We start from the raw sequence: 13,304 nt of genomic DNA, 5'->3' as shown, positions 1-13,304 counted from the left end.
TGGCACTCTGGAACAATGCATGACGGCCACAAGTAAAGAGCAACTAAAAGCATGGCGTGAGTCACTGCATCAGGCCTATGCACTCCACGCCGAGCAGTATCTAGCCAATCCTCAAGGCAAACGCCTATTGCTGCAAAATGCCCGCCAACTCGATGCATTACTAAAGTCAATATGGCAGCAGCATCAGGTTCCAGCCTCTGTGAGCCTCATAGCAGTGGGTGGTTATGGCCGCGGAGATTTGTTTCCCTATTCGGACATCGATTTACTGGTGTTAATGCCAGAAGATCACACACCTGAATTGCAAGCAGGCATTGAAAGCCTGATCGGTGTCCTGTGGGATATTGGCCTCAATATCGGGCACAGTGTACGTACGCTGCCGGAATGTCTCAACGAGGCCACACTGGATGTCACAGTCATGACCAATCTGCTCGAAGCCAGATGGCTGACAGGCAATCATCGCGGCTTTGACACCCTGCAAACGAAGCTGCGATTGCAACTGGATGCTTCTCGCTTTTTTGCTGAAAAGCTGCGCGAGCAGCAAATTCGCCATGCAAAATTCAATGATACAGCCTATAACCTGGAGCCAAATATCAAAGAAAGTCCCGGTGGACTCCGGGATCTGCATATGATTTTGTGGGTCGCTCAAAGTCAGGGACTAGGCAAAGACTGGCAAGGACTGGTTCATGCAGGTCTGCTGGATCAAGCACAAGCACGCCAGCTCAGACGGCATGAGCGCCTGTTACAAAGTCTGCGCATTCGACTCCACCTGCTGGCCAAAAGACGTGAAGATCGCCTGTTATTTGACTATCAAAATGCACTGGCAGAACAAATGCACTACCGCACCAATGAAAAAAAGCGTGCGAGTGAGCAGTTGATGCAGGGTTACTATCGCACAGTAAAAGCTGTCATTATTGAAAATGAAGTGTTACTAAAATTGCTGCATGCGCGCGTCAACCCGCCACTCGGTCCACCGCAAATCATTGATGAAGACTTTACGCTTTCACAAGGGCTGTTAAGCCTCAGAACAGACGACTTGTTTCAGCGTAAACCTGATGCAATTTTACGCTGCTTCAAACTACTTCAAAAATACAGCACAATTGCCGGATTCAGTGCACCTCTAATCAGAGCACTGCAATCCGCGCACCCGATGATTAATAGCCAGTTTCGCAAGGAACCTCTACACAAAGCGCTGTTTCTGCAAATACTGCGCAGTCCGGAAGGCGTACACCGCTGCTTGCGTCGCATGAACCGCTACGGCATCCTTGGCCGCTACATTCCGGTATTCGGGCGCGTGATTGCCCAAATGCAGCATGATCTGTTTCACGTATACACGGTGGATGAGCACACGCTAAACGTGCTGCGCAATCTACGCCGGTTTGCCAAACCAGAGTTACGCCATGAGTTTCCGCTCTGTAGCCAGTTGTTTGCTGAATTCAGTCAACCTTATTTGCTGTATCTCGCAGCGATTTTTCACGACATTGCCAAGGGCCGCGGGGGCGATCACTCAGTGTTGGGAACCGTGGATGCCAGACGCTTTTGCCAGAAACATGGTCTGGAGAAACAGGAGACCGAACTGGTCGCCTGGCTGGTAGCAGCACACCTGAAAATGTCGAGCACCGCGCAAAAATGTGATCTCTCGGATCCTGATGTCATTGAAACCTTTGCGCAGCTGGTCGGCACAGAATATCGACTGATCGCACTTTACCTGCTGACAGTGGCTGATATTCGTGGCACCAGCCCTAATGTCTGGAATGCCTGGAAAGCAAAATTACTCGAAAGCCTATTCTTGCAAACCAGGCGTGTATTACAGCAATCGCTCAATACCGAAGCGCAACTGGCTCTACGCAAACAGGAAGCCCTTCAAAAACTTCAAAGCTTTGCCCTGTCAGAACCTTCTGTCACACCGCTTTGGCAAGCTTTTGGTGAAAGTTATTTCAGTCGTTTTGATAGTGATGAAATCGCCTGGCAAAGCCGCTTACTGATGCCTCATCAGGACTCGGAAAAAGCCATTGTGCGCGCCCGTTTGAGCCCCAAGGGCGATGGCATACAGGTCATGATATATAGCCGTGACCACAAAGAAATTTTTGCACGTATCTGCCATTTTTTCGAGAGCCTGCAATACAACATTGCGCAGGCCAAAATCTATACCACAGCACATGGCTATGCGTTGGACAACTTTATTGTGCTGGAACCGGAAACGCGTCAGGTCAGCTACAACGGCTTGCTAAAACATATCGAGCAGGGTTTAACTGAACAACTTACCAGTCAGACACCGATGCCCCCCCCTATTCGCGGCAGGGTCAGCCGACAAGTCAAACACATGCCGATCCCCACCCAGATCAGCTTTCGCTCAGTACATAGCCATCAAGACCATGACCAGCATTTTCAGCAACTCGATGTGATCGCCAATGACCGACCGGGATTGCTTGCCTCGATGGCTATCGCCATGCTGACCCACCATATCGCCTTACATAATGCAAAAATCAATACTTTGGGTAATCGGGTTGAAGACAGCTTTCTTATTTCAAATGCTGATGGCCAACCATTGAATGAAGCACAACTGCTGGCACTCAAATCCTCACTGGCTGAACTTTGAAGTAGCAGCATCTGTTGTCTTTAGTTGGGCCATGCTGAGCTATTCAATTGATCAGACAGAAGAGCGCCCAACAGTCTGCAACTTGGCAATCCGGGTCGACAACTGGTTTAAGCAAGTCGCATTCAACGCATCTAATACCAACAAATCATCCATACCGCGCAGCCACGTCAACTGACGTTTTGCCAATTGTCGCGTGGCATATACACCATGCTCGCCCAAGGTTTTCAAGTCAATCTCGCCCTTAAGATAATCCAGTGTTTGACGATAACCTACACAACGCATACTGGGCGTTTCGGCGGTGAGCTGTGGATATTGTGCCAGCAGACGTTGTACCTCGTCGACCAAGCCATGCGCTAGCATGAGCGCAAACCGTTCGGCAATACGTTGATGCAATATGGCGCGATCACTCGGCACCAGCGCGATCTTGAGGACATCAAATGGCAATTCTGTTTTGGTGGATTGCGCACGTAAATCACTCATTGATTGTCCACTGATGCGGTACACCTCCAACGCTCGCTCTATGCGTTGCATATCGTTGATCTGGATATTGGCGGCGACTGCCGGATCAATTTCCGTCAGTTGCGCATGCAATGCCGGCCAACCAATACGCTCTGCTTCAGCTTCAATCTCTGCGCGAATGGCTGGATCAGCCTGCGGCAGCGCGCTCAAGCCATGCTGCAAGGCATTGAAATACAGCATAGTCCCCCCGACGAGTAACGGAATCCGCCCTTGTTGTGTGGCCTGGTGCATGAGCGCCAGAGCGTCTTTTGCAAACTGGGCCGCCGAATATTGTTCCAGCGGGGTGATCAGGTCTATCAAATGATGGGGCGCCTGCCGCAAAGTCTCTGCATCCGGCTTGGCTGTACCGATATCCATGCCCTGATAGACCAGCGCAGAGTCTACACTGATAATTTCAACTGGAAACTGCTGATAAAGCGTGATGGTTGCAGCGGTTTTGCCACTGGCGGTCGGCCCCATCAAAAATATAGCCGGAGGCCTTGCGTGTGTCTGGGTCATGCTTAATCGTATTTTATGTATTTGAAACGCTGATCATCCTGTGGCGTCCCTTCCAGCGCAGTGCCTGCGATCAGGGCAGGCTGCCATTGCACGACCTCTTCAATTTTACGCGCCAGCTCAATGTCTTTCATGGTGATGCCCTTGGCACTGTGCGTACACAATTTGACGATGACAAAGGCATAGGAGACGGTTAAGTCGGGATGATGCCAGGCCGCTTCGGCCAGATGGCCAACAGTGTTGACCACCATCAGCGTGCCCTTCCAGCCGCTGGTTTTGTATTTACGGCGTATCCAGCCCTCTTCAAAAAACCAGTGGGGTAAATGTTCACTGAGTTGCTGCTGCAATGCCTGTTCGCTGAGTACCTGTTCGCTCATAAGAGACTCCTGCTTGCGTTGAAACTAAAAGTATACCTTAGAGCCATGCTGGCAGAACGTGCTTTTTCAGAAATCAGACCAAGAGATTGGCGAGCAAGGCAGTGGTGACTGTCAAATCGGCACTGGTACCGGGATTGATGCCGGCTTGTTTGAGTTCAGCATCCCAAGCAAGTAACGGCGCCATGTAAAGCTTTGGGTTCTGCAAGTCTGTAAAGTGCTGAAAATGATTTTTGGCCTGCTGCTGGATGGTAACAGCCTGCGCCATGCCATACTTACGGGCGATATGACTGTCGGGCCAGTGCGCCAGCCAATACAGATAGACGGCGGTCAAGGCCCAGGCCGGGCGTTCCCAGCGGGTGCAGCATCGCTGATAAAGCGGCAACGCATGGTCAAATATTTCAGCATAGTGGCTGGTGTACTGACCCGCCACCTTGTCATAGACACTTGCAATTTGCATGGCATGTAACAAAGTGATGTCGGCTTGCTGACTGACATCATGGTCCACTTGCTGGCCCATGCCGGCAGGCTTGACCAGACGAATGCCCTGATAAACAGCCTCGGCATCCGCCACAGTGGTATTGTCTAGCACCGCGACCAGCCCCTGCCTGAGTGAAAGCTGCGGATACTGCAACACCGCCTGCACTACAGGACCTGCCAGCAGCACGATGCCCAGATTGGTATTGCACGCCACTTTGGCATAAGTCGCCTGCAAAGCATCCACCATGCGCTGCCCCAATGGACGCACACCCAGACTGAGATCTTCACACAAGGCCGGTGCCGAGACCTCGGCACTGTCAATAAAGTCCTGCACCTGCATGCCATGACCATCGGCAAACAAATGCACATTCCCGGGCTTGAGCGCTTCCAGCTCGGACAAACAGGCTTTCAGATAGGCTGACTGAATATCCATCACAGACTCAGGCAAACTGCAGCAGGTCGTCGACCAGCGATTGCGCAATGTCGAAAGCAGTAATACTTTGCAGCCCGCGCCAGGCTGGAATACTGTTGACTTCGATCACCCAACATTTACCCTCCTTGTCCCGAATAATATCGACCCCGGCATAATCCAGCCCAATAACGTTGGCCGCCTGCAAACCGAGTGCAGCGACATCGTCCTCATCACATGCCTCGCAACGTGCGCCACGTGCCACATTATGCAACCAGTCGCTGCCTTTGCGTTTCATCACGGCCAGCACCTGACCACGTACCACAAATACGCGATAGTCGTGCTGATGTACACCGGTTTCAATTTTTTCCTGTAAATAATACACACCATCCACAAACATCTCTTGCGGTAGCGCAAATTGCTGGGGGGTTTGTATCAGACGCACACCCTTGCCCTGCGATCCAAACAACGGCTTGATGACCAGCGTTTTACCATGGTCCAGCGCCTGCTGCATTAAAGGATGTGCAATCTGCCGATATTCACATACCCAGGTATTGGGGGTCGCGATCCCGTGCTCAGCCAATAACTGGCTGGTCATCGATTTATCGACTGTGGTTTCAATCGCAGTCGCATTATTGTAGAGATACATACCCTGACGCTTCAGGGTATGCAATATATTGAGGCGAGTAATAATCTGCTGCGTGGTGCCTGCCGCCACACCACGTACAAAAGCAATGGGTGAAGCCTGCATCAGACCCGGCACGTGGACGCGCACGTGCTGGTCAACAATGCTGACATGACAACTGTCGAGCGACACCATCAGCGCTTGCCAGCCACGACGGGCAAATGCCTGCGCCAGCGCCTGCCCATGCCAGCCACCGGCCTGGGCCACTTCATCGGTAAATATTGGAACGACTTGCATGCTGTCCTGAAATAGCGACGCGGGCACAATGCCTGTGCAATGCGACCCGCTGCTCTATTGTTTAACTTTACAATTAACCGCCAAATGATTGATTTAAAAGATCTTCATTAAACTTACCGGCAAAGAAAGTGCGGCCGGATTTCAGGTTGGTGACGCTGACTTTGGCAGGGGAAAACAGCATGGGATCAATCTGGTAAAAATCCATATTCACTGCTTTAAACACTTCAGCGAATGGACGGCCATAATCTTTAGAGGATGAAGAAGGCAATTGTTTGGTCAAGGCTTCGGCTGCCGCGTCGTCGGTGTTGACGAACAATTGTACAAATCCGCCAAACAAAATGGCATCATTGGTACGCCCCATGCCAGTGATAAAGTCAGGCGATGGTGCAGGCACCGGCGCCACGCCATAGCCATCCACCACGGCACTCAAATCAAAATGCAGGGTATGGCATTTATGCAGGGCCACTTCGAGCACGCGCGCGGTCACTTGCACGGTGCCTGCGATACTACGCGTGGGCGTTAAAATAAAGGTCAGTTTATTGGCGGGCAATCCAGTATCTTTCGCCACTTTTTCAATCACCTGCACGGGCGGCACTTTATCTGTTTCCAGTACCAGTACCGTTTGTTCGCCACTGTCACGGTAATCAATGTCTTTGAAGACTTCCTCGCGCTGGGCAATCGCGCGTGCCGGTCCACTGCCAAGTGAAAAGAATTTCTCATGCGAAAGCGCCCAGCCAGCATATTGACTGCCCAGACAGGCAATCACCGGCTGTTTAGCCGTGACCACCACACTCAATGGCCAGCGCGCAAACTGGGGCACATGGCGCAAAGCCACACTCCCTAAGCCCCCCATGCAGATTTCTCCGATCAAACGCCCTGCTTCGAGGCCCCCTGAGGCTTGAATACCGGCATCGACAATCGTGGCACCACTTTCATGTGTGCTGACTTGACACCCCAGTGCGGCTGCGTGCGTGATAAGTTGCGCGACCAGTGGTGCGCTGTATTGTTGTACGCTAATCGTTGAAGAATTGGATGCGCTCGCTGACATAAGTCCCCCATAGTTTCTTTAAAAATTCCTGCTGTTGCAGCAACTGTTGCTGCACTTCAAACATATTCTCGCCCTGCGCATACAGACTGCACACTGGCTGCCCTGCTTCAATCATTCCGCCATTCGGCCGATCTTCCAGCCAGTCCGGCATGCGCAGTCCGGACACATCCACGGATTGGCCAGCATACAAGATGCGATGACTGGCACTGTAAATGGACACATTCAATATTGGCAACGCTTGCTGCCGGCAACCCGCCAGATGCGCCTGCATCAAAGGCAAACCAACATACAGGCGCATGCTGGCGCTCAGCCGCGGATTGACTTCCAGCAAATATAAACGGCCTGCATGCCAGCGCGCATCTATACTGAAAATCCCCTTGAGCGCAACGGCCTGCATCAAACAGTCTGCCAGTGCTTGCATGGCCTGATCCAGCGAGGCATCCAGCAGACGGCTTGCGCCAGCATAGGCATAACTGTCAAGCGCCTCGTGTAGTTGATGCACGCCCACCAGGCGACAGTGTTCACCGTTGCCGACAAACAAGGCGCCTACACTGATGCCCGCTTGCCATGCCTGATAATATTCATGCTGTGCCACCATCATGCCTGCTTGCCAGTCTTTGATATGGCCGCCGCCACAACCGCCCCGCTGTTTGACCAGCCAGCGGCCTGAGACAGGTGCCGTTTGCCGCACCTCGGGAGAAGCAATCCCCAGATTTGTACAGATGGGCGCCAGCCAGAAGGGATCTTTCAACTGATCCATCACCTGCGGCGTATTGCCAGCCAGCGTGTAGTGCTGGTAGAGCCATGCATATTGTGGCAATGCCTGCTCAAAGCCTGATCCTATGACCAGAGTATCTGTCTGCCAGGCATCCAGTCTATCAATCAAGATCCTGAAATCGGATGGATTCCAGCCGGAAACAAGTGCCTTGCACTGCAACCAGCGATTGGCGCATGCACGCGTGTCGATATCAGCAAATGCATCAATCACATCAGGAGCTAGCCCCGCCTCATGTGCAAAGTTCGCATAAATTCGCGCACTTTGAGAAACCACTGCTAACTGCATTCAGCCAGACTTATTCAACGTGTGCACAGGCATATTCGTACGCCTGATGATAGTCAATGTGCATGGGACTTTCGCTTTGCAACATTTGCTCCAGTAACTTGTTTTGCGTCACATACTTCAGTTGCCCGATGGCCAAAGCACCGAAACCCGCAACTTGCGTACCTTCAATCAAGCCGCCATTAGAAAAAGTATCCACCCCTTCAATTCCGGAAGGAGGCACGGCATTGACATCGGCAACTACTTTGAGTGTTTTTGAACCGGCAAACTGACGCACTTCCAGTACGCGAACACCCGCAGGCGTTGCACACAAGGCCACAGTCGCTTCGTTAAGAACGGCGATTTTAGCCGACTCTGTACTGCCATCGACCACCTCCAGCTTCACATCATAACTTTCGGAGAGTTTATCCACATAAGCCTGCATGCTGTCGACTCCAGCATGCGCAACCATTAACACTGTTGATCCTTGGCGCGCCGCAATCAGCGCGGCTGTGGAGCCCACCGTACCACTGGCACCAAAAATGGCAATTTTTTCCTTACCAAGGCCGCTGCCGGACTTTTGCAGATAAAAATCTACTTTGGCCAGCATGGCTGCTGCAGTTGTAAAAGCGCCTGATGGATCAGAAAAGGTATGGCACTCAAATGGCTTGAACATGGCACTCCGCGCCTGTTTTTGCATTTCGAGTGCGACCTGAATATCCCGTCCGCCAAAAAACAAGGCTTGTTGCTTTAGGCCACTCGGGCTACGTGAAAAAATAGCATCTTGCGTCAAGGGAATGATTTCATTCAGGGTGACATTGGTATAGGAAATGATTTTTTCATAGCCTGCATCGAATGCCATATTGACATCAAACGGACTGGCATTTTTTGCGGCTGTGAATAAATGCATAATGCTTGTTTTTTTCATGGTCACCTCGTTTTAGTTTTAATGAGTATTCAAACCCCTGTCTTTACTATGCCACACTATACGCAAGACTTCAGCATTTCAAAACTATGATAAAGCGATAAAAAATCCGGCTTTTCAATCATGAATACTCAGCAAAGCGCCATGATTGACTGCATGCACAATATGATAGTCCAAATCAAGCGAGGAAAAACGAATCAATAGCTGCTCTTTAAGCGCATGCGCAGAGGCGCGCGTAGGCATCATCACAAAACCAGTTGGCCCCCAGGACGTTTGCCCCAAACCGACATGTCCCTGTTGCTTTAAATAGGTAATAACTTGTGTAACAGCAGGGCTGGCATACCGACCACCTTGGGCCGATGCAAAATAAGTACCGTTGTAATCTTGCAAGGCCCCGACAACTGCAGCAAAAACCTCAAAATCTTGCTCTTGCAAGGCAGGCAAGCCATGCATCAATACTTGATGTGCAAGCGCCTGTGTTTCAGCCAGCGTGTGAGGCTTTAATTGTTGAAAGGCTGTTTTTTCCTGAAGACCGTGCACACCGACCAAACCAGTTTGCATCATCAGCAAAAAACACCACTTATCAGGAAATGCATAACGTGCCAACATAGGTGGAACAACGGTTGCAGGGCCTTTGCCACCATCCAATATCAGCCCGCCATGTGCAAATGTCGCAATGCCTATACCGGATCGACCACCACGATCATGACGCGCAGCAATCTCTGCAGGATTCACAGAGTAGCCAAGCAGGCTGTTTACAGCCGCTCCCACAGCCAGAGCCATTTGTGTGCCAGAGCCCAATCCACCATGTCGCGGAATCGCCTGGTGTAGCTGCAAGCGCACCTCGGCTGGGGTGGTCAGCCCTTGCAGATGTCGTTGCAGCAATGCATTCAGCCAAGGCAGCTCATTACCAAGCGTGCCAAAGCTTGCAGTCAGGCTGGTTTGAAATGCATCAATCGAGACACCCATACTCCCGAAACGCCGTATAGACTGCTGACTAAGGTCAAAAAATCCCAAATGCAATCTGCCAAAAGTAGTGACGGAAACAGAGCGATCAGAAAACAATCCGGAAATCATGGGCCATTCGTTACAAGTACGTTAAAAAAATTTAAACAGTGAGGTGAAGCTGACGTGACATTAAAACATGATTTTGGCATAATGCATGTTATAAAAGTAATTCTATAAAACTGGTTGCGCCCCGCAAATGGCCTCTATTTATCGAATTGAATCGATTGCATCCGCAATAGATTATCATCAGGTTCAAAACAATTAAGGGTTTTATATGGTAAGTCATGTTATTCCATTTGAGAATCTAAGAAATAGCGATGTGCCTTCTGTTGGTGGCAAAAACGCTTCTCTTGGTGAAATGATTTCTCAACTCACGGCTAAGGGTGTACGTGTACCCACCGGCTTTGCCACCACCGCAGATGCTTATCGTGAGTTTTTGGAACAAGGCGGATTAAACAAAAGAATCAATGATTTGCTGGACAAGCTCAATGCTGATGACACACAAGCCCTTGCGAAATGCGGCGCACAAATCCGCCAGTGGATTATGGAAACAGAGTTTCCACAGACATTACAAATTGCTATCGCTGAAAACTACAGCAAACTGATAGAAAAGTCAGCACCAGGAACTACGTTTGCAGTACGCTCCTCCGCGACTGCAGAAGACTTGCCGGATGCTTCATTCGCCGGACAACAAGAAAGCTTTTTGAATATTCATGGTTTGGAAAATATCAAACACGCTATTAAAGAAGTGTTTGCTTCTTTATATAACGATCGTGCCATTTCTTACCGTGTTCACAAAGGGTTTGTACATGCCGACGTGGCGCTGTCTGCTGGTGTACAACAAATGGTACGTTCTGATATTGGCTGTGCCGGTGTGATGTTTACCATTGATACCGAATCCGGTCACCGTGACATGGCGTTTATTACCGCCTCCTATGGTCTGGGTGAGACTGTGGTACAAGGTGCAGTGAACCCGGACGAGTTCTATGTGCACAAACCTTTGCTGGCGCAAGGCAAACCTGCCATCGTGCGCCGCACCATGGGTTCCAAGCTGATCAAAATGGTATTTTCAGATGCCACCCAAGCCGGTAAATCCACGCATACTGTCGAAGTAGACCCGGCAGAAAGCAACCGTTACTCGCTGACCGATGCGGATATCCTGGAGCTGGCTGGCTATGCCATGACCATCGAACAGCACTATGGCTGTCCAATGGATATTGAATGGGGAAAAAACGGTCTGGATAACAAACTGTATATTTTACAAGCTCGTCCGGAAACCGTGAAGTCGCAAGAAGCGGCCAATAATGTCACCGAGACATTTAAGCTGCAAAAACATGCCTCTGTGCCTGTGGTGGCTGGTCGTGCAGTGACACAAAAAGTAGGTGTGGGGCCAGTACGTATTGTGCTAGATCCGGCTGAAATGCACGAAGTTCAACCTGGTGACGTGCTGGTGGCCGATATGACTGACCCTAACTGGGAACCCGTCATGAAGCGCGCCAGTGCCTTGGTTACCAACCGTGGTGGCCGTACCTGCCACGCGGCGATTATTGCACGTGAATTAGGCATCCCTGCCATTGTGGGTTCTGTGAACGCCACTGATTTGCTGCGTGATGGTGAAATCGTTACTGTTTCATGTGCGGAAGGTGAAACCGGGTTTGTCTATCACGGCGCACTGGACTACGAAGTGTCGACTCAGGCCAACAGTGCACTAAGCAAGCCGCCTTGCAAAATCATGATGAACGTGGGTAACCCGGACATGGCGTTTACCTTTGCCCAGACACCGAATGACGGTGTTGGTTTGGCGCGACTGGAATTCGTGATTAACAACATGGTTGGTATTCACCCGAAAGCGATTTTGAACGTAGATGCGATGCCGGCCACAATACAGGCAACGATCAAGAACCGCGCCCGCGGCTATGACAGCCCCAAACAGTTCTACATTGACAAAGTCGCGGAAGGCGTTGCGACCATTGCTGCAGCATTCTATCCAAAACCGGTGATTGTACGGACCTCAGACTTTAAGTCTAATGAATACAAAAAACTGGTCGGTGGCGAGATTTACGAGCCAGATGAAGAAAACCCGATGATTGGTTTCCGTGGTGCAGCGCGTTACATGGCTGAAGACTTTAAAGAGTGTTTTGCCATGGAATGTCAGGCCATGAAAAAAGTCCGCGATGTGATGGGACTGACCAATGTCGAACTGATGATTCCATTTGTGCGTACACTGGATGAAGCGCGTGCCGTGACCGAAATCATGGCAGCCAACGGCTTGAAACGGGGTGACAATGGTTTACGCCTGATCATGATGTGTGAAATTCCGGCAAACGCATTGCTGGCAGAGCAGTTCCTTGAGTACTTTGATGGCTTCTCAATCGGCTCTAACGATTTGACGCAACTGACCTTGGGCATGGACCGTGACTCCGGCATTCTGGCTGATGGTTTTGATGAACGTAATGATGCGGTGAAGGTATTGCTGAAAATGGCAATCAACACTTGTAACCGCTTGGGTAAATACGTGGGCATTTGCGGTCAAGGACCTTCTGACCACGAGGACTTTGCCGAATGGCTAGTCGCCGAAGGGATTCAGTCAGTCTCGCTGAACCCGGATACCGTGGTTGCGACCTGGCAACGTCTGACCAAAAAATAACTCGCATCGCAACTATCAAGGCACCTGAATGAATCACCGTTCTGTTTTTATTATTTCTGATGGCACGGGGATCACAGCAGGTGCCTTGAGCAAGCTGCTTGAGCACTTCCCCAAGACACAGTTCACGCAAACCCGCCTGCCTTTCACCGATAATGATGAAAAGGTGCAAGCTGCGTTTGAGCATATTCAAAAAGTCGCCGAACAAGACGGGATTCGTCCGATTGTGATTATGTCGGTGGGAAATGGCGAACATCGCAATCATCTGAAACAGGCCAACGCCTATTTTATCGACCTGTTCCATCGTTTTATTTATCCGCTGGGTTCTGAACTCAATCAGGAGCCATTGACGGGTGCCAGCATTGCTTACAGTGCGATGGGTAACAGTTACCACGAGCGGATGGAAGCAATTAATTTCACATTAAATCATGACGATGGCATGACCAACTCAGGATTAGATGAAGCGGAAGTGATTCTGATTGGTGTTTCACGTTGCGGAAAAACCCCGACCAGCATTTATCTCGCCATGCAATTTGGCATGAAAGCAGCCAACTACCCCCTGATCCCTGAAGATTTTGAACGTGGTGCTTTTCCTGCTGCACTGGAAAAAAACATCGATAAGATTTTTGGATTGACTATTAAACCTGATCGCTTGCATTCTGTACGTAGCGAACGTCGGCCAGACAGTTTTTATGCTTCATTGGATAACTGCCGCAAAGAAATAGCCACTGCTGAAGAAATGATGCGTCGCTATCACATTCCGTGGGCCGACTCTACCAGCCGCTCTATTGAAGAGCTCTCAGCCATCATTCTGCAAAAAATTCGCCAGCGCTAAAGCTGGCGGT

General features: G+C 50.5%; 11 protein-coding genes. 3 read left to right on the top strand and 8 right to left on the bottom strand.

Translation table 11 applies throughout. The annotated features are described in order from the left end of the window. Positions 1-19 precede the first annotated feature (19 nt). Positions 20-2,596, top strand: a complete 2,577-nt coding sequence (locus Q9291_RS12425; RefSeq protein WP_306390398.1) for a [protein-PII] uridylyltransferase — start codon at positions 20-22, stop codon at positions 2,594-2,596. A gap of 51 nt (positions 2,597-2,647) precedes the next feature. Here Q9291_RS12425 and miaA read toward each other — a convergent pair whose 3' ends face one another. From miaA to Q9291_RS12385, 8 genes are all read right to left on the bottom strand, one after another. After that, on the bottom strand, positions 2,648-3,613 hold the full coding sequence (miaA, locus tag Q9291_RS12420) for a tRNA (adenosine(37)-N6)-dimethylallyltransferase MiaA (protein WP_306390397.1): 966 nt from the start codon (positions 3,611-3,613) through the stop codon (positions 2,648-2,650). A gap of 2 nt (positions 3,614-3,615) precedes the next feature. Then, positions 3,616-3,987: a 4a-hydroxytetrahydrobiopterin dehydratase gene (locus tag Q9291_RS12415; RefSeq protein WP_306390396.1), complete on the bottom strand. Its 372-nt coding sequence runs from the start codon at positions 3,985-3,987 to the stop codon at positions 3,616-3,618. A gap of 73 nt (positions 3,988-4,060) precedes the next feature. Next, complete coding sequence (locus Q9291_RS12410; RefSeq protein WP_306390395.1) at positions 4,061-4,897, bottom strand: triphosphoribosyl-dephospho-CoA synthase; 837 nt, start codon at positions 4,895-4,897, stop codon at positions 4,061-4,063. 7 nt (positions 4,898-4,904) lie between these two features. Further along, positions 4,905-5,795, bottom strand: coding sequence for an ATP-grasp domain-containing protein (locus tag Q9291_RS12405; protein ID WP_306390394.1), 891 nt, complete (start codon positions 5,793-5,795; stop codon positions 4,905-4,907). A gap of 73 nt (positions 5,796-5,868) precedes the next feature. Next, positions 5,869-6,843 (bottom strand): methenyltetrahydromethanopterin cyclohydrolase, encoded by a 975-nt coding sequence (gene mch / locus Q9291_RS12400; RefSeq protein ID WP_306390393.1) that lies wholly within the window; start codon positions 6,841-6,843, stop codon positions 5,869-5,871. Beyond that, positions 6,809-7,906, bottom strand: coding sequence for an ATP-grasp domain-containing protein (locus Q9291_RS12395; protein ID WP_306390392.1), 1,098 nt, complete (start codon positions 7,904-7,906; stop codon positions 6,809-6,811). The genes mch and Q9291_RS12395 overlap by 35 nt, the downstream gene beginning before the upstream one ends. A 10-nt stretch (positions 7,907-7,916) precedes the next feature. Continuing rightward, complete coding sequence (locus tag Q9291_RS12390) at positions 7,917-8,810, bottom strand: NAD(P)-dependent methylenetetrahydromethanopterin dehydrogenase (protein WP_306390391.1); 894 nt, start codon at positions 8,808-8,810, stop codon at positions 7,917-7,919. 114 nt (positions 8,811-8,924) lie between these two features. Beyond that, positions 8,925-9,884, bottom strand: coding sequence for a GHMP family kinase ATP-binding protein (locus tag Q9291_RS12385; protein ID WP_306390390.1), 960 nt, complete (start codon positions 9,882-9,884; stop codon positions 8,925-8,927). A gap of 205 nt (positions 9,885-10,089) precedes the next feature. On the opposite strand from Q9291_RS12385, the gene ppsA reads away from it, so the two are divergent. After that, positions 10,090-12,462 carry a phosphoenolpyruvate synthase gene (gene ppsA / locus Q9291_RS12380; protein WP_306390389.1) on the top strand — a complete coding sequence of 791 codons (2,373 nt, stop codon included), beginning with the start codon at positions 10,090-10,092 and terminating at the stop codon, positions 12,460-12,462. Between the two features lie 28 nt (positions 12,463-12,490). After that, positions 12,491-13,294: a pyruvate, water dikinase regulatory protein gene (locus tag Q9291_RS12375; RefSeq protein ID WP_306390388.1), complete on the top strand. Its 804-nt coding sequence runs from the start codon at positions 12,491-12,493 to the stop codon at positions 13,292-13,294. The last annotated feature ends 10 nt before the right edge of the window (positions 13,295-13,304 follow it).

The sequence above is a fragment of the Methylophilus aquaticus genome (assembly GCF_030769565.1).
GTDB classification, from domain to species: domain Bacteria; phylum Pseudomonadota; class Gammaproteobacteria; order Burkholderiales; family Methylophilaceae; genus Methylophilus; species Methylophilus aquaticus.
The sequence above is the reverse complement of the archived record's forward strand: the minus strand, read 5'-3'. Positions and strand labels throughout refer to the sequence as shown.

What these genes read in the sequence shown, in the direction of transcription:
- Q9291_RS12425 (WP_306390398.1), top strand. Translation starts at nt 20, where the DNA reads ATGACGGCCACAAGTAAAGAGCAACTAAAAGCATGGCGTGAGTCACTG.
- miaA (WP_306390397.1), bottom strand. Translation starts at nt 3,613, where the DNA reads ATGACCCAGACACACGCAAGGCCTCCGGCTATATTTTTGATGGGGCCG.
- Q9291_RS12415 (WP_306390396.1), bottom strand. Translation starts at nt 3,987, where the DNA reads ATGAGCGAACAGGTACTCAGCGAACAGGCATTGCAGCAGCAACTCAGT.
- Q9291_RS12410 (WP_306390395.1), bottom strand. Translation starts at nt 4,897, where the DNA reads ATGGATATTCAGTCAGCCTATCTGAAAGCCTGTTTGTCCGAGCTGGAA.
- Q9291_RS12405 (WP_306390394.1), bottom strand. Translation starts at nt 5,795, where the DNA reads ATGCAAGTCGTTCCAATATTTACCGATGAAGTGGCCCAGGCCGGTGGC.
- mch (WP_306390393.1), bottom strand. Translation starts at nt 6,843, where the DNA reads ATGTCAGCGAGCGCATCCAATTCTTCAACGATTAGCGTACAACAATAC.
- Q9291_RS12395 (WP_306390392.1), bottom strand. Translation starts at nt 7,906, where the DNA reads ATGCAGTTAGCAGTGGTTTCTCAAAGTGCGCGAATTTATGCGAACTTT.
- Q9291_RS12390 (WP_306390391.1), bottom strand. Translation starts at nt 8,810, where the DNA reads ATGAAAAAAACAAGCATTATGCATTTATTCACAGCCGCAAAAAATGCC.
- Q9291_RS12385 (WP_306390390.1), bottom strand. Translation starts at nt 9,884, where the DNA reads ATGATTTCCGGATTGTTTTCTGATCGCTCTGTTTCCGTCACTACTTTT.
- ppsA (WP_306390389.1), top strand. Translation starts at nt 10,090, where the DNA reads ATGGTAAGTCATGTTATTCCATTTGAGAATCTAAGAAATAGCGATGTG.
- Q9291_RS12375 (WP_306390388.1), top strand. Translation starts at nt 12,491, where the DNA reads ATGAATCACCGTTCTGTTTTTATTATTTCTGATGGCACGGGGATCACA.